This is a genomic window from Pseudomonas sp. UME65 (assembly GCF_014170225.1).
Classification (GTDB): domain Bacteria; phylum Pseudomonadota; class Gammaproteobacteria; order Pseudomonadales; family Pseudomonadaceae; genus Aquipseudomonas; species Aquipseudomonas protegens.
The window spans coordinates 614,024-634,012 of the sequence record NZ_LZZQ01000005.1 but is presented as its reverse complement, the minus strand read 5'-3'; the positions used below and the strand labels follow the sequence as shown (position 1 = coordinate 634,012).

The window sequence follows — 19,989 nt, the reverse complement described above, 5'->3', positions numbered from 1 at the left end:
AGTCAGCGGGGCGCCCGGTGGCGCCCCGCGCATCTGCGAGTTACCCGTGATGAAGCGTTACCTGTACCTCTGGCACCGTTGGCTGGGCATCGTTGCCTGCCTGTTCATGGCCCTGTGGTTTATCTCCGGGGTGGTGATGCTGTATGTCGGCTACCCCAAGCTGACCCCGGCCGAGCACCTGGCCCACCTGCCGGTGCTGCAACTGGAGCCTGCCCCTGCCGACCTGGGGCAGGTGCTGCACGCCGCCGATCCGCACCAGCCGCCCACCCGCATCCGCCTGACCACGGTGGCGGGGCAGCCGCGCTACATCCTTGAATACCCCGGGTCGCGCAAGGTGGCGGTCGACTCCAACAGCGGCCTGCCGGCGGCGCCCCCCGATAGGGTCGAAGCCCTGGCCGCGGCCCGGCAGTTCGCCCCCGAAGCGGTGGCGCGTGATCGTGGCGTCGTGCAGGAAGACATGTGGAGCCTGTCCCGGGCCCTGGATGCCGACCGGCCGCTGCACCGGGTGGCCATTGCCGATGCCGAGCGGCGCCTGCTGTATATCTCCGGCACCACCGGCGAGGTGGTGCGTGACGCTACCGCCAGCGAACGCGGCTGGAACTGGATCGGCGCCTGGCTGCACTGGCTGTACCCGTTGCGGGGCATCGGCATCGATGGCGCCTGGGGGCCGATCGTCACCTACCTGTCCCTGGCCGCCACCCTGATGGCGGTGCTCGGCCTGGCGGTGGGCGTGCTGCGCTGGCGCTTCAAGCGCACCTACCGCAACGGCTCGCACTCGCCGTACCAGGGTTTTGCCCGCTGGCATCACCTGGGGGGCATGCTGTTCGGCGTGCTGCTGATCACCTGGATCTTCAGTGGCCTGATGTCGATGAACCCGTGGAAGCTCTTCAGCAGCGCCCAGCCCTTGTCGGTGGCGGCGTACCAGGGTGGTCCACTGGGCGCCCTGGCCTTCCCGCTGAATGCCGGGCAGGTCCTGCAACGCTTTGCCGATGACGGCCTGCAGGCCCGGGAACTGGAGTGGCGGATGATCGCCGGCAAGGGGTATGTGATTGGCTATGACGGCGCCGGGCGTACGCGGATCTTTGACATGGCCGGGGATCGGGTCCAGCGCCGGTTCCACCCCGGCACCTTGCAGCAGGCGGCCTGGGCCATCCGGCCAGGGCAACCGATGCTCGTCGAACAACTTGCCGCCTACGACTTCTATTACTACGCCCGGGAACCGCAAAGCATGATGGGCCACCTGCAGCAGCGCCTGCCGGTGCTGCGGGTGCGTTTCGACGACCCGGCGCACACCTGGCTGCACCTGGACCTGCACACCGGCGCCATCGTCGGCCAACTGGACCAGCCGCGCCGCGCCTCGCGCTGGCTGTTCGCCCTGCTGCACAGTTGGGACTGGCTGCCGCTGCTGGCCAACCGGCCGTTGTGGGATCTGTGGATGATCGCCTTCAGCGCCGGAGGTTTGCTGGTCAGCGCCAGCGGGGTGGTGCTGGGCTGGCGGCGCCTGGGGCGGTCGTTGCAGCGGCGTTGACGCGGGGGCAGGGGAATACACCGACCTGGATCAGCCTAATGGGATATTTTTCCCGTTTAACCCACCGGCGGCCGGTCCAGCGGTGATAATGCGCGCCAGCCACTCACGTTCAGCCATTGGAGCCCGTCGCGCCCATGTTCGTCATCACCCCGCAGGACCCTGAGACTTACCGTCGGCAAACCCGGCGCAGCACCTTGATCATCGCGCTGGTGTTCATTGCCCTGGCCATGCTGTTTTCCAGCGCGGCGGTGGCGCTGTTCGGCCAGCCCGGCGGGGACAACCTGCTGTGGAACGCGGCAGGTGTGTTCACCGGCCTGCTGATCAGCGCGGCGTTGTTGCGCAGTGTGTTCTGGAGCAAGCCGTGGATGGCGGCGGCGGTCTATGGCTGGCGCCTCAAGCGCAGCCTGATGCGGGTGACCAACGTCATGCACCAGGTCACCGCCGGGGTGGCGGCGGGTGATCCTGCGGCCCTCAAGCTGCTGCGCTTCTATCACCTGGGGCTGATCCAGATGCACCAGCTGGACGCCAACTCCAGCGCCCACGGGCAGATGCACGGTGAGGTGGAGCGGCATCTGGCGCTGCTGGCCGAGCATGGCATCGACCCGCACCAGGAACGCCTTGAAGCGCAATGGCTGGAAGCGGTGAAGCGGCACAAGACCCCTTGACCGGCAGGCCCCGGCGCTGCCGGGGCTATTGCAGATACCGCCACAACGCCTGGGCAATCTCGCTGGGCTGGCACTGGGTGCCGAAGACTGCCTGGCCAATGCTCAGGCCCAGTTGCCGGTAACTCTCGAACTGCGCCTCGTCGAAAAACTGATCCACGGTGCTCTGGTTGGGAAAGCCCGGATTGGTCCGGGCGTAGTTCAGCACGTCCGGCGTCAGTCCGGCGATCAGCCGGGGCTTGAGCACCAGGATCCGGCAGTGGGGCGTCTGGCACAGGTCATCGTCATTGCCCGGGGAGTGGGCATGGACGTTGAGCAGCAGGGCGCATTTCTGGTTCTCGGCGCTCGGTGGCTGGCGGAATTCCTCAAGGCTGGCAAACACCGTCTTGAGCTGCGGATGGCTCAGAACCCCCGGGTCTTCGCGGATCTCCAGCGCCTGGTCGATGCGCGCCAGGCGCACCAGGTTGGCCAGGTCGTCGAACTGGTAGTCGGGGTCGCAGCCGGCGTCGCAGGTGACGATCAATTCCACCTTGCGCTCCTTGCGCAGCAGTTCGTAGGTACCGGTGTTTTCGAAGTGCCCGCCGTCTGACAGGTACTGGTAGTCGCGGCGGTAGCCGTGAAAGCGCGCGGTCAGTTCATAGAACAGGTAGGCCTGGGTGCCGTAGCGGGTCCAGGGCTTGAGGTCCCGGGGCACCCAGTGCTGTTGCCCGGGGTCGAGGAAGTGGCTGGGCCACCAGATGCCCAGGCGCACGTTGGCCAGCCCCAGCACCAGCGACATGCCGAGGCTGGTGGCGCGACCCAGGCCGGTGCTGAAGGCGGCGCCGGAGACGCCGATCCACTGGCCCAGGGTCAGCGGGCTCATGATCTCCGAGGCCGGGCCATGGTCGAGGTCGCGACGATAGGCCGTGCCATCGAGAATGTAGCGTTCTGCCGGGCATTCGGCGCTGGGGGCCGGGCTGTCGGGTGCCCAGTTCGGCGCGATGCACAGCGGCTTGCCCTTGCGGTCGCGCTGCACCAGTTGTTCGGCCGGGTCGACGGTCAGGTTCATGGTGACGTTGATCAAGTGCACCGGGCCGGCACTGGGGCTGGCGTAGTACTGCTGCAGCGACAGGTCGTCGCTGGACATGGGCTCGGCCACGCTCATGTAGGTGCGGCGCTGTGCGGCCGGGCCGTTGAAGCGTCGGCCATTGGAGGCGCCCAGGTAGGCGCGGATCAGCCGCGCCGAGTAGAAGGCCTGCAGCGATGAGGTATTGAGGAAGCCGATGAAGCGCCCGCTGATGTGGGTCAGCACGGCCGCCAGCAGGCTCAGCGCCGCCAGCCGCCAGGCCACCGCGTGGTCGCCGGACACCACCCCGCCGTCGTGGGCGATCCACTGCACCAGCAAGCCCCAGCACAGGCACAGCAGGCTCAGCAGCAGGCCGCCGGCAATCAGCGCGAGCACGTCCAGCGGCAGCTTGTGCATCCAGCCCGGCAGGCGTTTTTCATCCTTGAGCAGGGCCAGGCGCCGCACCAGCCACACCAGGCCCACCAGCAACAGTAGGCTGCCCAGGGCCCTCAGGTCGTGCAGGTAGCTGTACAGCGCCTGGGCCGCAGTCACCAGCAGGGCGAGAAAACCCAGCACCGCCACCGCGGCCATCGCCCGGCCCAGGGCGCGGGTGATCTGCACTCGATAGTTGCGCACGCTGTTGGCGCAGGCGTTGTCCTTGGCCGGGTCGCGGTTGTCGGCCAGGCGCCGCACCAGTTGCCGGGTGATCAGCAAGGCGCAGCTGCCCACCAGGGCACAGCCCAGGGTCAGGGCGCCCACTGCCTGCCACTGGGCCAGCCAGTAGGCCAAGGCGCCGCTGAGCCACAGGCCGATGACTATGCCGAGCATGATCCGGTACGCCGCGTTGCCCATGCTCGGCGGCCGGTCCAGGTCGCCCTGGGGAATGACCAGCCAGTACGCCACGGCGCAGGGCAGGGCGAACAGCACACCGGCCATCAGCGGCCAGAGCAGCAGGCTGGCCTGGCTCAGGACCTGGAACAGGCTCAGCAGGCTGAGCAGCAGCACGATGGGCAGGCCGATCATGGCCTGCAGCGACAGCCAGTTGCGCCAGGTCATGGCCAGGGCGTAGAGCATGTCACCGGAGCCGGTGGGGGTCAGGTAGCGGCCGTTTTCCCGCAGCCAGGCCGCGGGGCCCTGGCCCGGTGGCCGGGTGGCGTAGTCGACGCCGGTGCTGATGCGCCCCGGCGGCTCGAAGCGCAGGGCCTGGTAGGCGCTGTGGGCGGCATGGGCCACCGGGTCCTGGGGAGCCTGCGGCTGCAGGCGCCCGGGGAGGAACAGGCTGCTGAAGAAACTGCCGATATAGCCACCGCCGCTGACCGTGGACAGGTAGTCGATGCGCGACAGCAAGCTGTGTTCGCGCGCGGCCGCAGGCTGTGGTTGCGCCACGACGGGGGCCGGAGCCCGGGCCATGGCCTGCAGCACCCCAAGGCCGAAGGTTGCACTGCGAATGCCGCCACCGGACAGTGCCAGCCCCCAGTTGCCCCGGCCGGGTGCGCCGGTTTCGGGGGCTTCCTGTTGCAGGCTCTGGCGCCTGAAGCGGATGCGTTGGTGCTCGATCTGGTACGAGGTGTCGGCAGAGGTCATGGGCCTTCCTTGGAATCGGGTGTGGGGCACGAGCCAGGGGGAGTGCCAGGCCGGGTGCCCCGGCAAGCGTCAGGCAGAATACCGGATGCCGCGGCCCTGATGTGCAGCGCAGAGCGTTCGGCGTCTGTCGGCAAGTGTTTTTTTTAGCCGCGTGCCAGGGGCGCCGTGGCATGTGGCGGCTGCAATTGCGCAGGGGCTGCCATGCGCCTTGTGCATGAGAAAAATGGGCCTGGTTATAACGTTAGATTTTATTCATATAAATGGACATAAGCTTTAGCCGCTATGCTGCCGCCAGTTTTTGACCTGGCCGCGTGATTTGTAGGGCTTTATTGATGGATGTGGGTAACTTCGGTTTTGTAGTCGCGGGCCTGGTAGTGGGTTTCATCGTAGGCATGACGGGTGTGGGGGGCGGTTCGCTGATGACCCCGATCCTGCTCTGGTTCGGCATCAACCCGGCCACGGCCGTGGGCACCGACCTGCTGTACGCGGCCATCACCAAATCCGGTGGGGTGCTGGTGCACCAGAAGAACCGCAACATCGACTGGCGCATCACCGGCTGGCTGACCCTGGGCAGCGTGCCGGCGGTGGCGCTGACCCTGTGGTTCCTGAAGAATCTCGACACCGACCCCCAGGCCCTGAACGCGGTGATCAAGCAGGGTCTGGGGTTCGTCCTGCTGCTCACGGCCCTGGCCATTGTCTTCAAGAAGAAACTCATGGCCTTCGCCCAGCGCCATGGCAGCGACTACCAGCCCAGCCCCGGCGGGCTCAATGGCCTGACCGTGGTCACCGGGGTGATCCTGGGCACCATGGTTGCCTTGACCTCCATCGGCGCCGGTGCACTGGGCACCGTGGCGCTGTTCATCCTCTATCCGTTCCTGGCCACCAAGCGCCTGGTGGGCACTGAAATCGCCCACGCCGTACCCCTGACCCTGGTGGCAGGCCTGGGCCACGCCAGCATGGGCAACATGGACTGGCACCTGCTGGGTTTCCTGCTGATGGGCTCGTTGCCCGGGATCTGGATCGGCAGCCACATGACCGGGCGCATTTCCGACGAGATCCTGCGCCCGTGCCTGGCGGTCATGCTGTTTTCCATTGGTTACAAGCTGGCCTTCTGAAACCTGGCGCGGCGTTTCAGCTGCGCCGATACAGCGCCAGAAACCCCGCCAGCGCCAGCATCGCCGCACCGCAGCATTGATTGAGCCGGCGCATGCCGCTGGCGGTCAGGAACTTCGCCGCCTGCACGCCACCCGCGGCGTACAGCCCCATCACCAGCACCTCCACCACCGCAGTGACCAGCGCCAGAGTGGCGTACTGGATGAGGACCGGCTGGGCGGGGTCGACGAACTGCGGCAGGAACGCGGTGAAGAACAGCAGCACCTTGGGGTTGGTCATGGCCACCGAGAAGCTGCGCCGGAACACCTCTGCGCGCCGTGACTCGGCCTGTACCTGCTGGGCTCCGAGGGCCTGGGGCGCACTGCGCCAGAGCTGGATGCCGAGCCAGGCCAGGTAGCACACCCCGAGCCATTTCAAGGCCATGAACAACTGCTGCGAGGCCATCAGCATGGCCCCCAGCCCGAGGCCCACGGCAGCGATGATCAGCACATCCGAGAGCGCCGCACCGGCCATGCCCACCGCCACCAGCTGGCGATTGCGCGAGGTGCCGTTGGCCATGGCCAGGAGTGAGGTCGGCCCGGGAATCAGGGCGCCGATAAAACAGCTGGAGGTGTAGAGCAGCAAGGTGGTGGTATTCATCGCGCGGTTCTCGGCGGGCAGGTGGCAATGCCGGTGCAGAATGCCTCAGGCTGGCGCGGGTTTAAAGGCATTCGCCGGGCACTTTGGCCGCCGTTGTCGAATCAGCGTTGCCGTTTGCCAACTTCTGCGGATCCACGGGGTCAGTTATCCTGCGCTGGCCATTGGATGGCAGTGTTGCCTTTTTCCTTTTCTGTGATGTGTTCATGACTACTTCCCCACCTCGTGGTGCAGCGCCCAAGACCTCCCGCGGCGGCGAGATCGGTGCTGCAATCCGTCGCTTCGACTGGTCGCAGACCGCGGTGGGCCCCCGTGAAGGCTGGCCCGGCCTGCTGCGCAGTACCTTGAGCCAGATGCTCGAGTCCCCGGAGAGCCTGTACCTGCTGTGGGGGCCGCAGATGCAGTTCTTCTTCAACGATGCCTACCGCCCGGTCCTCGGCCCGCGCCTGGCCAATGCCCTGGGGCAGACCATCCAGACCCTCTGGGCCGATGCCTGGCCGGATGTCCAGCCGATGGTGGAGCAGGCGTTTCTCGGTTACTCCTGCCGCCACGAAGACCTGCCGGTGAACATGCAGCGCTACCCTGGCGAAGAGCTGACCTGGTGGTCGTTCTCCATGAGCCCGGTGTATGACGAGGACGACGAACAGGTGCTCGGAGTGCTGTGCCACACCGTGGAGACCACCGATCGCGTGCTGCTGGCCCGGCACGCCCGGCAGACCGAGGCGCACCTGCGCGAAACCCGCGAGCTCAATACCCGGGTGCTGGCCGCCAGCAACGACTGCATCAAGGTGCTGGACCTCGATGGCCAGCTGTCGTTCATGAGCGAAGGTGGCCTGCGGGTCATGGAGGTCAGTGATTTCAATGCGGTGCGGGGCTGTCCCTGGCCGGACTTCTGGCAGGGCCAGGGCCACCAGGAGGCCCGGGATGCCATTGCTGCCGCGCGCCAGGGCCGCTCGGCGCGGTTCCAGGGTGCCGCCGATACCCTCCAGGGGCGCACCAAATGGTGGGATGTGCAGGTTACGCCGATGCTCGACGCGGCCGGCCAGCCGGAGAAGATCCTCTGCATTTCCCGGGACATCAGCGCCACCCGCGAGGCGCAGGAGGAACTGCGGCGGCTCAATGAGTCTCTGGAGCAGCGGGTCCAGGAGCGTACCCAGGAGCGCGACCGGATCTGGCAGCTGTCCACGGACCTGATGCTGGTGGCGGACTTCAATGGCCGCATCGTCGCCGTCAACCCGGCCTGGACCCAGCTCCTGGGCTGGCAGCGCGAGGAACTGGAAGGCAGCAGTTTCTACGATTTCATCCACCCCCAGGACAGCCTGGCCGCAGCGGGGGCGGCGGCCGATCTGTCACGGGGCGAGAGCTTTTCGCGCTTCGAGAACCGCTTTCGCCACCGCGACGGTTCCTATCGCTGGATGGCCTGGAGCGCCGTGCCGGACCCGCACCACATTCACGCCGTGGGCCGTGACATGCAGGCCGAGCGCGAGGCCGCCCAGGCGCTGCGCAAGACCGAGGACATCCTGCGCCAGGCGCAGAAGATGGAGGCGGTGGGGCAACTGACCGGTGGCGTGGCCCACGACTTCAACAACCTGCTGACGGTGATCCGTTCTTCCACCGACCTGTTGCGCCGCAACCTCAGCGAAGAGCGCCGGCAGCTGTACATCAAGGCGATTTCCGACACCGTCGACCGCGCCAGCAAGCTCACCGGCCAGCTCCTGGCGTATGCCCGCCAGCAGAACCTGCGCCCGGAGACCTTCGACGTCGGCGCCAGCGTGCAGTTGCTGGCGCAGATGATCAATCCACTGATCGGCGCCTGCATCGAACTGCGTATCGAGTTGCCGCAGCAGCCTTGCTACATCCACGCCGATGCCGGCCAGTTCGACACGGCGCTGATCAATATGGCGGTCAATGCCCGGGATGCCATGCAGGGCGAAGGCTTGCTGGTGGTGGCTGTGGAGCGGGTGGCGCAGATTCCCCCCAGTGCCAGCCAGGGTGCCCAGGCCGGGGACTTTGTCGCGGTCTCCCTGACTGATACCGGCGCCGGCATCGACCCCCAGCAGATCGAACGGATCTTCGAACCCTTCTTCACCACCAAGGAGGTGGGCAAGGGCACCGGCCTGGGCTTGTCCCAGGTGTTCGGTTTCGCCCAGCAATCGGGCGGCGGCCTGGCGGTGCACAGCCAGCCGGGGCAGGGCACGTGCTTTACCCTGTACCTGCCGCGCGCGGAGGCCCTGGCCGGCTTGCCGACGCCAACCCAGGCGGTGGTGCCCATGATCGACGGCCAGGGCATGACCCTGCTGGTGGTGGAGGACAATCCCGAAGTCGGCGTGCTGCTGGCCCAGTCCCTGAACGAGCTGGGCTACCAGACCGAATGGGCCACCAGCGCGGCGGAGGCCCTGCGCCGCCTGGGCGAGGAGCGGACCCGATTCCAGGCGGTGTTTTCCGATGTGGTGATGCCGGGCATGAGCGGTATCGAACTGGCCAGCCGGATCCGTTGCGACTACCCGCGGTTGCCGGTCATCCTCACCAGCGGCTACAGCCCGGCCCTGGCCCAGGGCCAGACCCGGGAATTCGTGTTCCTGCAAAAGCCCTACTCGGTGGCGGAACTGGCCCTGGCCCTGAGCGCGGCGATCGGCCAGCCCGAGGTGCCGTAGGCACCCGTTTCAACTCAGGCTGGCTTCGATCACCAGGACATTGGCGCTGGCGGTGCGCACGTTGAAGCAACGCGTGGGGCTGATGGTGGAGCCTGCTTCGATCAGCACTTCCTGTTCATGTTCCATGCCGGCGCCGCCTTTGCGATAGACCACGGCCTTGCGGTTGCCGTAGGGCGCGCTGAGGATCCAGATCGCCGGGGCTGGGTTGGGGGCCGGGAGCAGGTCGTTGTACGCATGCCAGGCGGCAATTTGAGGGCACAAAGAGGTCGAGAGCGGTTTGTTGGTGACGAAGGTTGCTACTTCGCTCGGGCGGCAGGAACCACCGTGGAACAGCACCTGGCCGGGGGCGATAAACCGTCCGAAGTGCCTGACCTCGGTATTCAAGGTGTCCGCAGTGAACTTGCCAGATGCTCTTTGATACTCCTTGAGCGGTGCGGAATCCTTGAGGTAGGGCATGGCCGCCTTGGCTTGCCTGAGCTGGGGGTGCACTTGGAGTTGGCGGCGGAATTCGTTGACCACGCCCGAACCGACGTAGTGGCCCAGGGTGTGCAGCACAAAGTCCCTGGCGTTACGCACGGTCTGTTGCACGCGCAAGGGCCGGGTTGGCCAGTTGTTCTTCAGCGCGGCCTCGTGATACAGCCGTTCCCGCTCATCCGGAGGGCTGTCGCTGATGGGGTAGAGGTCGATCAAGGGAAGGTGGGTCATGGGGGGCTGGCCTGGTACTCATCCGCGGCGGGCGGCGGGCAAATAGTCGCCAAGCCTCTGCTGCAGAGGCTTGGGCGCAGGAGTCTTGCATGCTTGCCGGGCCCCGGCAATGGTTCGCGGGGCACTGGTTCAGCTGGCCTTGCTGAACCATTCCTGGGCCGAACGCCACAGGCACACGCCGAGAAAGTAGGCCGAGGCTGCCAGCCACAAGCCCATGATCGGCGGGCTGTGCAGCGGGTGGCTGAGGATCAGCAATGCGCCGCTGAGCAGCCAGACGAAGGTCACGATGATGTTCAGCCCCATCCACTTGCGTACCCGGAACGGATGCAGGAACTGCACCCGGGTGGCGGTCAGCAGGGCCAGGGCGAAGATGCTCAGCAGGCTCAGCCAGGGGCCGGGCTCGATCAGATAGAAGCACAGGGCGACCACGTTCCAGGCCGCGGGAAAGCCCTGGAAGTAGTTGTCGTGGCTCTTCATGTTGACGTTGCAGAAACACAGCAGCGACGACAGCAGGATCAGCGAGGTGGCCAGCAGCGCGCTGTATTCCGGCAGGGGAATGTAGCGGTAGATGAACAGCGCCGGGATGAACACATAGGTCAGGTAGTCGATCACCAGGTCCAGCACGGAGCCGTCGATGTTGGGCAGCACCGAGCTGGTCTTGACCTTGCGCGCCAGGGAGCCGTCGACGCCATCCACCAGCAGCGCCACCCCCAGCCATAGCAGGCAGGCCTTGGGCTGGTTGTCGAACAGTGCCAGGGTGGCGAGCAAGGCACTGACCACCCCGGTGGCGGTGAAGCCATGGGCGCCCCAGGCTTTGATTCTGGCGATCTGCAGGGTCGATATCACGGACGTTTCTCCAGCGGCTGTGGTGCCCGGGCGATGTCCGGCGCAGCAGCGCCGGCAAGCCTGGCCAGGTTGCAGTTATCGACCGGAAAGCCTGGCAGAAGGTTCAGCGCGAACCTTGAATCAGGCCCGGCGCTGCAAGCGCCGGGCCAGTGGCTGGCCTGGCCCGAGTGCGCGGTCGAGGGGGCTGGTTTGAGTCTAGGCGCCACTCTGGACGAGGCAACAGGAAAAACGCCACGTGACCGAAGATCAGGTGGCGTTGGGGGCAGGCGCAGGCACCGGAGGGGCTGCCGGGTTGATTACTTCCCGGTCTCCAGGGCCGTGAGGATGGCGTGGGCGGCCTTGATCCGTTCCTCGTTGGGGTAGTTCTTGTTGGCCAGCAGGACAATGCCGATCTGCTGGCTCGGCACGAACACTACATAGGCGCCGAAACCGCTGGTGGAACCGGTCTTGTTGTACAGCGCGTCGGCCTTGGGGGCTGCGGCCGGGGTCAGCCATTGCACCGGGTGCGGCTCAAGGGCCATGGCCGATGAGTTGCCCGCCAGCAGGCGCGCCAGGGGCACCGGGTAGGCGTAGCGCTCCCAGCCCAGGCCCTGGGTCATGTCGCCGACCTGGTAGTAGCCGCTCTGGGTCGCCACCATGGCTTGTTGCAGGGGGCGGTCGAACTGGCCCGGTTGCAGGTTGCCGGCAATGAATTGCAGCAGGTCCGGGGCGCTGGTCTTGACCCCGTAGGCTTCGGCGTCCAGCGGCCCGGGGCTGAGGCGGATCGGCCGGTTCTGCTTGTCGTAGCCCTGGGCGTAGTGCCCCAGCTGGTCCTTGGGCAGATGGATGTAGCTGTGCTTGAGGCCGAATTTGGGAAACAGCGTCTGCTCCATCAGCCGGTCGAAGGGCTGGCCCAGGCTGCGGGCGGCCAGGTAGCCGAGCAGGCCGATGCTGGGGTTGGAATACTGGCGCTGGGTGCCGGGGCTGAAGGTGGGTTTCCAGGTGTTGTAGTAGTCCAGGGTCTTGTCTTCACCCTGCACCTCGTCGGGGAACTGCAAGGGCAGGCCACCGGCGGTGTAGGTGCCCAGCTGCAGCAGGCTGATGCCGTCGAAGGCACTGCCGCGCAGGGCCGGCAGGTACTGGCTGGCGTGGTCCTCAAGGGCCAGCTTGCCGCTGGCCTGGGCGTAGCCGGCGAGGGTGGCGGTGTAGGTCTTGCTCACCGAACCCACCTCGAACAGGGTGTCGTTGTCCACCGGCTGTTGATTGTCCTTGGAGGCAACCCCGTAGTTAAAGTAATGTCGCTTGCCGTTGGCGATGATCGCCACCGCCATGCCGGGAATGCCCTGCTGGTGCATCAGCGGGCGGATGGTGGCGTCCACGGTGGTTTTCAGAGCGCTGTCCGCGGTGGTCTCGGCGAAGGCGCTGGAGGCGCCCAGTAGCAGTGCGCAGGCGCTGATGACGCTTTGTCCGGTCAAGGTTGTGTGCCGCATGATTGGTTGGTTTCCCTGGGTTCTGGTTATGTACGCCGCGTTTGTCCCAGCGGCTTTGCGGCCCCGGCGTTCTTCGCGGGAACGCTCCGGGCGGCCTGCCCGCGAAGCCTTCCTGGCTCAGGAGGGCGTGGCCGGTGCTGCGCGAGCGAGGCCAATGTAGGCAGTTTACGGCGCATCGACAAACGACCATATTTCGCACGAGCCATTAGAAAAACTAGGGAATGCCCATGCTCCGTCCCCATCTGCCCCTGAATGCGCTGCGGGCTTTCGAAGCCTCGGCGCGGCACTTGAGTTTCACCCGTGCGGCCATCGAGCTGTGCGTGACCCAGGCGGCGGTCAGCCACCAGGTCAAGAGCCTGGAGGCCCAGCTCAACGTCACCCTGTTCAAGCGCCTGCCCAGGGGCCTGATGCTCACCAGCGAAGGCGAGACCCTGCTGCCGGTGCTGCGCGAATGCTTCGACCGCATCGCCCAGACCCTGGGACGATTCGAGGGTGGGCACTATCGTGAAGTGCTGACGGTGGGCGCGGTGGGCACCTTCGCCGTGGGCTGGCTGCTGCCGCGGCTGGAGGACTTCCAGGCACGCCATCCCTATGTCGACCTGCGCCTGAGCACCAACAATAACCGGGTGGACGTGGCGGCGGAGGGCCTGGACTATGCCATCCGCTTTGGCACCGGGGCCTGGCACGGCATCGAGGCGCTGGCGTTGTTGCAGGCGCCACTGTCGGTCTTGTGCGTGCCGGAACTTGCCCGCCAGTTGCACAGCCCGGCGGACCTGCTGGGGCAGACCTTGCTGCGCTCCTACCGCACCGACGAATGGCCGCAGTGGTTCCAGGCGGCGGGGCTGGGGGCCAACAGCCTGTTGCCCCAGAGCGTGGTCTTCGACTCGTCCCTGGGCATGCTCGAAGCGGCGCTGCAAGGCCTGGGCGTGGCCCTGGCGCCGCCCTTGATGTTCCAGCGCCAGTTGGCCAGTGGCGCGGTGGTGCAGCCCTTCGACATCGGCATTGTCACCGGCAGCTACTGGCTGACCCGCCTGCAATCCCGGGCCGAAACCCCGGCCATGGGCGCGTTCAAGGCCTGGCTGCTGGAAGCGGTGGCCGGCTAGCCATCAATAGCGCCAATGCCCCGGTGTCCAGACCCACTGGCCGGCGTGCCAGCGGTAATGCCCGGCAACCCAGTGATAGCTCGGCGCCGGCGCCATCGGAATCACCTCGACAATGGGCGGCGGCGGTGGCGGCCGGCGAGGATGGGCCGGGGCCACCACGCAGCCTGCCAGGGTGGTGCCAAGCAAGGTGGCGATGAGAATGCTTTGGATCGTACGAAGCATGGGCGGTTTCCTGAGGGGGCTGTGGGCCCGCGGCCATCGCGGGCGGTTGAGGGTTGAACGTGCCTCGGGGCGAAATCCGTCGCCGGGCCTTCAATCTCTATTGGCTGCGCGGTTTTTCCCCGGGCCCCGCAGGTACATGGCGTCCACCAGTTGCTGGCGCTCCTTGAGCGACAGGCTGCCGGCAAAGTCGGCCAGGACCTCGTCGACCCGGGCCCGCAGGGCGATGTCGGCATCCCGGGATTTGCCCAGTTGGGCATCCAGGGCATTGCGGTCCAGTGGTTCGGCCCCCAGTTCACGCACCACCGCCTGGCGCGCCTCGCGCCCGGCGATGATCAGCGGCTGGCTATCGATGCGAGTCTGGCGCAGCAACTGGCGCAACTGGCGCCGGCGCTCTTCCGGCATCTGCGCCATGGCCTGGCGCAGGCCGTGCTGGGGTACCGCCAGGGCCTGGGCCGGCTTGGGGTGGCCAAGCCACTGATAGAGGCCGCCGGCCACGCCGCCGATCAGGAACACGTTGATCAGCAGCGACAGCACCAGGCAGGTTTTCAGCGCACGCATGGACAGGCTCACTGTTCGGCCTCCTCGGCATTGATGCTCAGGACGAATTCCGCATCGCTCTGGTCGAACACGCTGGGCAGGGCCTCGGCGGAGGTCGACAGCGGCAGGCTCAGGGCCACCGCAAGCATGCCGGCGGCGACTCCGGTAAGGCCGACCCCGACCCAGCCCAGGGAGGCCAGCCAGCCGGCGTAGCGGCTCCAGAACGGCGCGCCGGGCTGCTGCGCGGCGGCGATGATGCGCTGGGCCAGGGCCGGGCTCGGTGCGGGCACCTGGTAGCGGTCCAGCTGGCTGTCGAGCCAGTGCGCCTGGCGCAGGGCTGCAACGGCCTGGGCATCACTGCAGTCGAGCAGGGCCTGGGCGGCGGCGCGTTCAGCGCTGGGCCAGCGTTGCAGGTCGGCGCCATAGGCGTCGGCCAGGTGCACGAAGCGTTCGGGGGTCATGGTTTTCTCCTTCCTGAGAGGTCCGCGCCGGGGGCCTCGGCGAGGTGGCTGCGCAGGTTGCGCCGGGCCCGCGACAGCAGGCTTTCCAGGGCTTCGACGCTGATCTGCATCAGCGCCGCGGCCTCGGTGTTGGACAGTTCCTGGTAGTACTGCAGGACGATCGCCTCGCGCTGGCGATCCGGCAGCTGGTCCAGGGCCTGGGCCATGCGCCGGCTCTGCGCGCTGGCCTCCAGTTGTTCATCGGGCGCCGGGCGGGTGTCCAGGGCCTCGCAGGCGTGCTCGCTATCGACCGGCACATGTTCCTTGCGCCGGCGCAGGCGGTCGTAGCACAGGTTCAGCGCCACCCGGTGCAACCAGGTGTCGAACCGTGCCTGTTCGCTGCGCCAACTGGCGGCCTGTTTCCAGATCCGCAGGAAGCTCTCCTGGGCGATGTCCCGGGCTTCGTCGGCATCCCCCAGCAGCCGGCTGGCCAGGGCCAGCAGGCGCGGCAGCTTGCGCGTGACCATTTCCTTCACGGCCTGCGCGTCGTTGTTGCCGATGCGTTTAAGCAACTCCAGATCCGGGTCGGTTTCGTTCAAGTGGGCAAGTCTCGGTGCGCTAACGGGGTAGTCCAGGGCATCACAGCATCAGCGCACCCAGCGGCCTTCGACCCAGTACCAGCGCGGCCCATGGGCCTGCCAATGGCCGGGCATCCAGCGCCCGCGCTGCATCACCGGTTGCCAGTGGCCGGGCACCCAGACGTAGCCGTGCCCGCGCCAGCGCCAGTTGCCTCGGTCCCAGGCGTAGCCGGGGCGGGCCACCGGCATCGGCTCATAGCGCATGGGCGGTGGTGCCTGCTGGATGATGATGGTTTCGGCATAGGAGGGCGTGCTTGCCAGCGCACCAAGTGCCAGGGGGATCAGCAGCAATGTGCGCAGACGCAGCAGGGAACGGACAAGCTTCATGATGACTCCTTCAGGCCTGCGTTCGCTGATGAACGCAGCTGATGGGTTCAACGATAGATGGGCTGGGAATCCGTCGCGGGCAAATGAAATTTTTATCCGCGCCCGGTTCAACCCGGGTTCAGCTGGCGGGGGCAGGGCGCGGGCAGCGGCGGCTGGAAATATTTGTGCAGGGGCGGCGACGGATCTCTGCGCGCTGCGCCGTTGAATCAGTAACCGTGCAGCCACGGCTGGCGATGGTCGCCAGCGGCGCTTGCCGGTCGTATCACTGAACCCATGAGGAATTCACCATGTCCCGTCGCATTGCACTGCTGATTGTCATGGCCACCATGCTCTCCCTGGGCGGTTGCGTGGTTTACCCCGGGCACTACCACGGCTGCTGCTATCGCTATGGCTATTACCGCTAGGGCACTGGGATGAATAGCGGTGTGCCCCGCGGTTCTTGGCTAACCCCCAGGGGCCCGGCACAATCCTCGACCTTGCAGGGCTTGCCTGGCCGTCAGACGGATGGCGGGCATGGCCCGATGCCGTGGAGGAAGGTGGATGCCCGTCTTGAACGAACAGGATCAGCCCCAGGATCCGGATGCGATTGCGCGCCCGGTGTGCGCCTTGCGCATCTCGACTCAGGAACAGCGCTGGGAGCGGCCGTGGCACAGCCATCGCAAGGCCCAGCTGCTGTTCCCATTGTCCGGCGTGCTCAGTTGCGAGAGCGCCGAGGGCCTGTGGCTGGCCCCGCCGCAATGCGCGGTATGGATCCCCAGCGCCACCGACCATCGGGTCCAGGGGTTGGAGAACGCCCTGGGCTATTGCCTGTTCGTCGAACCCGAGCATGCCCGCTCACTGCCGCAGGCCTGTTGCACCCTGGCAGTATCGCCCCTATTGCAGGAGCTGCTGCAACGCTGCGCGCAATTGCCCTATCTCTATGACCAGCAGGGTGCCGAGGGGCGGCTGATGGCCGTGGCCCTGGACGAGCTGGCGGCGGCGCCCCGGGAGCAGATCCACCTGCCCATGCCCCGGCATGAACAGTTGCGGCGCCTGGCCGGGCAGATCCTTGAACAGCCGGAACGCCGCCTGAGCCTTGGGCAATGGGCCGAGCAGATCGGCCTCAGCGAACGCAGCCTGAGCCGTCTGATTGTGGCCGAGACCGGCCTGAGCTTCGGCCGCTGGCAGCGCCAGTTGCACATTCTTCTGGGGCTCAAGCAATTGGGCCGGGGCGACTCGGTGGAACGGGTCGCGCTGACCCTGGGCTATGACAGCGCCAGCGCCTTTATCCGCATGTTCAAGAAAGCCGTCGGCCAGCCGCCGGGGCGCTTCTTTGCCGAACGCCGCCAGGCCCTGGAACACGACCTACCCCTGTAGCCGCCGAGCCCGCGAGGCTGCGCAAAGGCTCGCAGGGCCTTGCTTGACCCACACCAGCGCCTGCAAAACCGCCACGGCCACCTCCATCACTGTGGTCGTTTGGCCGGATTGATCAATAATTTGTCAATCTCGACTGATGCGGACAGGTCCATACGGGAAGATGATAACCATTCTTGTTTGTCGGCTTTCTTGAGGTGTTCCCATGTACTTCGATCATCAGCATTTTCCCCTGGTCTGGATGCGCCCCGCCAAAGGCGCCGGGCAGCCGGGAGTCGAGCCGTTCCAGCAGTTGGAGGCGTTGATGCAGCGCGGTCAGGCCTTCGTCCTGATGAGCGATGCCATGCCCGATCCTGCGCAGCGCAACACCGAGCAGAGCAAGGCATTGCTCAAGCAGGGGGCGTTATGGATGAAACGCAACAAGGCGGCGATCCGTCGCTGGATCAAGGCCATGATCGTCATCGCCCCGGAGCCCGAGGCCCAGGCCGGGGTCGAGGCCTTTGCCGATACCTATGAAAAGTTCTGGGGTTATCCGCTGTTGCACAGTGCCTCGCCGCTGGCGGCCGCCAGCCTGGCCCAGCAACTGCTGGCGCCACCGCGCAGCAACCGGCACAACTGGTGAGGGTGGGGCGGCGGCCCCTAGCCACGCAGGTGTTCGGGGAGGTTGGCGCTGATCACCTTGCCCATGCTGATCCGCGGTTCGACCTGATAGCCCAGGGCCTGGTAGAAGCTTTGCACGGCGGCGTTGCTGCTGAGGATCTGCAGGTTGATCTTCAGGCAGCCGCGGCCCTGCAGGGCTTGTTCGCCATGGCGCACCAGGGCCCGGCCAGTGCCGAGCCGGCGCTGTTGCGGGTCCACCGCCAGGGCGTAGAGCCAGCCGCGGTGGCCGTCATAGCCGGCCATCAGGGTGCCTATGACCTGTCCTTGGTCCAGGGCGACGAAGAACAGAGCGTCATCCACCGCGAGCTTGCGGTCGATGGCCAGGCTCGGGGTGTTGTGGGCCGTGTCGTAGCCGAAGCTGCGGTTCCACAGGTCGATCACGGGCTGGCGATGGTGGGGGTTGCTGTATTCGACGATCTGGATCATGGCGTGGCTCGCTAAAGTGTGGGAGCACAGAAGGGCGGGTTTCAGTCCTGATGGCCGGGCCAGGTTTCGGTGGGGAAATAGGCCTCCAGCCCCGGCTCCTTGTGGTCCACCCCGTCCCGGGTCCAGTAGCAGCTCAAGCGTGAGTAGTTGTCCAGGTCGCCGCGCACCAGGCAGGTGGCGTTGTGCCCCGGCCAGTTGAAACGCAGCACATCGGCCTCGGCCATGGTGGCCCGTTCCACTTTGCCGGTGGCGGTGGTGGTCTTGCCGTCGATGGTCTTGACCAGGGTCAGGGCCTGGTTCTCGTAGCGGATCACTGCGGTGCCCGAATAGGTCGGCCCGCCATCGGGCTCCTTGCCGATCAGCATGAACTGGCCGGGCACCATGCTGTAGTAGATGTGAAGGTCCTGGTCCTGCTTGGGGGCGGCCTGGGCGGCAAGGCTGGCCAGCAGCAGGCCGAGGAGGGGCGCGCGGCGGGAGAAATACGGCATTGATGCTCACTCCTGTTGAGGCGGGGGGCCATGATTCCAGACTTGGCCCTGCAGATAAATGCCCGGGCTCTAGCGATGTTCGATGACCAGGATCGCCGTGGTGTCGGCCTCCAGGGCTTCGAACACGTGGGGCAGGTCGGCGCTGTAGCGGATGTAGTCGCCGGCCTCCAGGCTCACCGGGCTGTCCGCAGGCCCGGCCAGGGCCCGCCCGCTGCAGATCACCAGGTGTTCCACGGTGCCCGGCAGGTGGGCCTTGGACTGGCGCGCCTGGCCGGGTTGCGCCTTCAGGCGATACAGGTCGCGCTGCGCCCCCGGCGGGCAGTCATCGAGCAGGGTCGCCGCGTAGTGGGCATCCTCGGCATGGGCGGTGGTGCCTTCGTGGGCACGGATGACTTTCAGCTGATACGCCGGTTGCTGGAAAAACCGCGTCACCTGCAAGCCCATGGCCTGGGCCAGGGCCCACAGGGTCTCGATGCTCGGGTTGCCCAGCCCGGCTTCCAGTTGGGACAGGGTGGACTTGGCCACCGCAGCCCGCTTGGCCAGTTCCGAAACGGAGAAACCAGCGTTCAGGCGCTCGCGCTTGATGGCCATGGCCAGCAGGCCGATGGGCGACAGGGAGGTTGGGTCGTTCGTTTTATCATTCATATCTCTATTAAATCATCCTTGATTCTCTTGACGCAGATAAATTTCGCCGTTCATTATATCGGTTAATTGTTCGGTATAAATAAAACAAGGGCGCCGAGATGAACCGATTGTACAAGGCGGGCCCATGGGCCTGAGCCTGCGCCTGATGGTCATTCCGTACCACGAAATCTACCTGGCCGTGCATTGCCTGGCCCACCTGCAACAGTGCCTGGGGGACTGGCTGGTGGCGGGGCAGACTCACCTGTTTGTCGAGTCGCCGCGCTGGTACAGCCGCTAGGGCCGACCGCCGGCGCGAGGTGGGCGGTGAATCCATTGCCTGCATTAATGCGAAGCATTACTATTCACGCCCCACTTCCCCAGCGCCCCGCGATGACAGCCAAGCCGCCCCGCAGACCAGGCTTTTTCGAGCACTACGAAGAGTTGATCGGCACCTGGACCCGGCGCTTGCGCAATCGCCAGCAGGCCGAGGACCTGGCCCACGACACCTTTGTCCGGGTGCTGGAATCCGATGCCGCCACGGTGCAGCAGCCGCGCGCCTACCTGCATCAGACCGCGCGCAATATCGCCGTGGATGCCTTTCGCCGAGAAGACCGGCGTGGTGCCCTGGAAGAACAGGGGGTCCACCTCAGCGTGTCGCCCAGCGGCGACCCGGAGCATTTCATGCACGCGATCCAGTTGGCCGATTCCATCGAACGGGCGCTTGGCGAGTTACCGGTCAACTGTCGCAAGGTGTTTGTCTGGCAGAAGATCGAGGGCCTGACCCAGGCCGAGATCGCCGAGCGCCTGGGGCTGTCAAAGAACATGGTGGAAAAGTATATGATCCGCACCCTGCGGCATCTGCGCGACCGTCTGGACGGGTCGGCCCCATGATCAGTCGTGGCGATTTCTCACCCTCTGCCAAACAGGAA

General features: G+C 66.3%; 22 protein-coding genes. 9 read left to right on the top strand and 13 right to left on the bottom strand.

The features are described 5' to 3' along the window. The first annotated feature begins 49 nt into the window (after positions 1-49). Both A9971_RS06470 and A9971_RS06465 read left to right on the top strand, forming a co-directional pair. Positions 50-1,528, top strand: coding sequence for a PepSY domain-containing protein (locus A9971_RS06470; protein ID WP_183001704.1), 1,479 nt, complete (start codon positions 50-52; stop codon positions 1,526-1,528). A gap of 134 nt (positions 1,529-1,662) precedes the next feature. After that, entirely contained in the window at positions 1,663-2,193 is a 531-nt protein-coding gene (locus A9971_RS06465; RefSeq protein WP_011062343.1) for a DUF3087 domain-containing protein, read from the top strand. Positions 2,194-2,218: 25 nt separating this feature from the next. Here A9971_RS06465 and A9971_RS06460 read toward each other — a convergent pair whose 3' ends face one another. Further along, positions 2,219-4,819 (bottom strand): hypothetical protein, encoded by a 2,601-nt coding sequence (locus A9971_RS06460; protein WP_183001703.1) that lies wholly within the window; start codon positions 4,817-4,819, stop codon positions 2,219-2,221. 332 nt (positions 4,820-5,151) lie between these two features. Between A9971_RS06460 and A9971_RS06455 the strand changes: the two genes are divergently transcribed. Beyond that, positions 5,152-5,934, top strand: coding sequence for a sulfite exporter TauE/SafE family protein (locus tag A9971_RS06455; RefSeq protein ID WP_011062341.1), 783 nt, complete (start codon positions 5,152-5,154; stop codon positions 5,932-5,934). Between the two features lie 16 nt (positions 5,935-5,950). On the opposite strand, the gene A9971_RS06450 is transcribed toward A9971_RS06455, so the two are convergent. Then, positions 5,951-6,571: a LysE family translocator gene (locus A9971_RS06450; RefSeq protein ID WP_183001702.1), complete on the bottom strand. Its 621-nt coding sequence runs from the start codon at positions 6,569-6,571 to the stop codon at positions 5,951-5,953. 203 nt (positions 6,572-6,774) lie between these two features. On the opposite strand from A9971_RS06450, the gene A9971_RS06445 reads away from it, so the two are divergent. After that, on the top strand, positions 6,775-9,222 hold the full coding sequence (locus tag A9971_RS06445; RefSeq protein WP_015636392.1) for a PAS domain-containing protein: 2,448 nt from the start codon (positions 6,775-6,777) through the stop codon (positions 9,220-9,222). A 9-nt stretch (positions 9,223-9,231) separates the two neighbouring features. Here A9971_RS06445 and A9971_RS06440 read toward each other — a convergent pair whose 3' ends face one another. The 3 genes from A9971_RS06440 to ampC all read right to left on the bottom strand — a co-directional run bounded on the left by A9971_RS06440 (position 9,232) and on the right by ampC (position 12,242). Continuing rightward, complete coding sequence (locus A9971_RS06440) at positions 9,232-9,927, bottom strand: hypothetical protein (RefSeq protein WP_011062339.1); 696 nt, start codon at positions 9,925-9,927, stop codon at positions 9,232-9,234. Between the two features lie 129 nt (positions 9,928-10,056). Continuing rightward, complete coding sequence (gene pcsA / locus A9971_RS06435) at positions 10,057-10,773, bottom strand: phosphatidylcholine synthase (protein ID WP_011062338.1); 717 nt, start codon at positions 10,771-10,773, stop codon at positions 10,057-10,059. Between the two features lie 296 nt (positions 10,774-11,069). Then, the gene (ampC, locus tag A9971_RS06430; RefSeq protein WP_183001701.1) at positions 11,070-12,242 is read right to left on the bottom strand and encodes a class C beta-lactamase; all 1,173 of its coding nucleotides are present in this window, start codon (positions 12,240-12,242) and stop codon (positions 11,070-11,072) included. Between the two features lie 227 nt (positions 12,243-12,469). Here ampC and gcvA point away from each other — a divergent pair, with 227 nt between their 5' ends. Next, positions 12,470-13,345: a transcriptional regulator GcvA gene (gcvA, locus tag A9971_RS06425; protein ID WP_011062336.1), complete on the top strand. Its 876-nt coding sequence runs from the start codon at positions 12,470-12,472 to the stop codon at positions 13,343-13,345. A gap of 3 nt (positions 13,346-13,348) precedes the next feature. Here gcvA and A9971_RS06420 read toward each other — a convergent pair whose 3' ends face one another. From A9971_RS06420 to A9971_RS06400, 5 genes are all read right to left on the bottom strand, one after another. Beyond that, complete coding sequence (locus A9971_RS06420; RefSeq protein WP_011062335.1) at positions 13,349-13,567, bottom strand: YXWGXW repeat-containing protein; 219 nt, start codon at positions 13,565-13,567, stop codon at positions 13,349-13,351. Between the two features lie 90 nt (positions 13,568-13,657). After that, positions 13,658-14,125 carry a periplasmic heavy metal sensor gene (locus A9971_RS06415; protein WP_011062334.1) on the bottom strand — a complete coding sequence of 156 codons (468 nt, stop codon included), beginning with the start codon at positions 14,123-14,125 and terminating at the stop codon, positions 13,658-13,660. An 8-nt stretch (positions 14,126-14,133) separates the two neighbouring features. Further along, positions 14,134-14,565, bottom strand: coding sequence for a hypothetical protein (locus A9971_RS06410; RefSeq protein ID WP_123472790.1), 432 nt, complete (start codon positions 14,563-14,565; stop codon positions 14,134-14,136). Further along, the gene (locus A9971_RS06405) at positions 14,562-15,143 is read right to left on the bottom strand and encodes an RNA polymerase sigma factor (RefSeq protein ID WP_015636390.1); all 582 of its coding nucleotides are present in this window, start codon (positions 15,141-15,143) and stop codon (positions 14,562-14,564) included. Before A9971_RS06405 ends, A9971_RS06410 begins: the two co-directional genes overlap by 4 nt. A gap of 48 nt (positions 15,144-15,191) precedes the next feature. After that, positions 15,192-15,509: a YXWGXW repeat-containing protein gene (locus A9971_RS06400; RefSeq protein ID WP_041119210.1), complete on the bottom strand. Its 318-nt coding sequence runs from the start codon at positions 15,507-15,509 to the stop codon at positions 15,192-15,194. A gap of 540 nt (positions 15,510-16,049) precedes the next feature. On the opposite strand from A9971_RS06400, the gene A9971_RS06395 reads away from it, so the two are divergent. After that, positions 16,050-16,865 carry a helix-turn-helix domain-containing protein gene (locus A9971_RS06395; RefSeq protein WP_011062330.1) on the top strand — a complete coding sequence of 272 codons (816 nt, stop codon included), beginning with the start codon at positions 16,050-16,052 and terminating at the stop codon, positions 16,863-16,865. Between the two features lie 202 nt (positions 16,866-17,067). Then, on the top strand, positions 17,068-17,484 hold the full coding sequence (locus tag A9971_RS06390) for a hypothetical protein (protein WP_011062329.1): 417 nt from the start codon (positions 17,068-17,070) through the stop codon (positions 17,482-17,484). Between the two features lie 17 nt (positions 17,485-17,501). On the opposite strand, the gene A9971_RS06385 is transcribed toward A9971_RS06390, so the two are convergent. From A9971_RS06385 to A9971_RS33020, 3 genes are all read right to left on the bottom strand, one after another. Beyond that, positions 17,502-17,948, bottom strand: coding sequence for a GNAT family acetyltransferase (locus A9971_RS06385; protein WP_011062328.1), 447 nt, complete (start codon positions 17,946-17,948; stop codon positions 17,502-17,504). A 41-nt stretch (positions 17,949-17,989) separates the two neighbouring features. Continuing rightward, the gene (locus tag A9971_RS06380) at positions 17,990-18,436 is read right to left on the bottom strand and encodes a hypothetical protein (RefSeq protein ID WP_093409480.1); all 447 of its coding nucleotides are present in this window, start codon (positions 18,434-18,436) and stop codon (positions 17,990-17,992) included. A 69-nt stretch (positions 18,437-18,505) separates the two neighbouring features. After that, complete coding sequence (locus tag A9971_RS33020; RefSeq protein ID WP_183001700.1) at positions 18,506-19,081, bottom strand: helix-turn-helix domain-containing protein; 576 nt, start codon at positions 19,079-19,081, stop codon at positions 18,506-18,508. Between the two features lie 124 nt (positions 19,082-19,205). Here A9971_RS33020 and A9971_RS06370 point away from each other — a divergent pair, with 124 nt between their 5' ends. Beyond that, on the top strand, positions 19,206-19,358 hold the full coding sequence (locus A9971_RS06370; RefSeq protein ID WP_011062326.1) for a hypothetical protein: 153 nt from the start codon (positions 19,206-19,208) through the stop codon (positions 19,356-19,358). Between the two features lie 92 nt (positions 19,359-19,450). Continuing rightward, positions 19,451-19,951 carry a sigma-70 family RNA polymerase sigma factor gene (locus A9971_RS06365; protein ID WP_011062325.1) on the top strand — a complete coding sequence of 167 codons (501 nt, stop codon included), beginning with the start codon at positions 19,451-19,453 and terminating at the stop codon, positions 19,949-19,951. Positions 19,952-19,989: the final 38 nt, after the last annotated feature.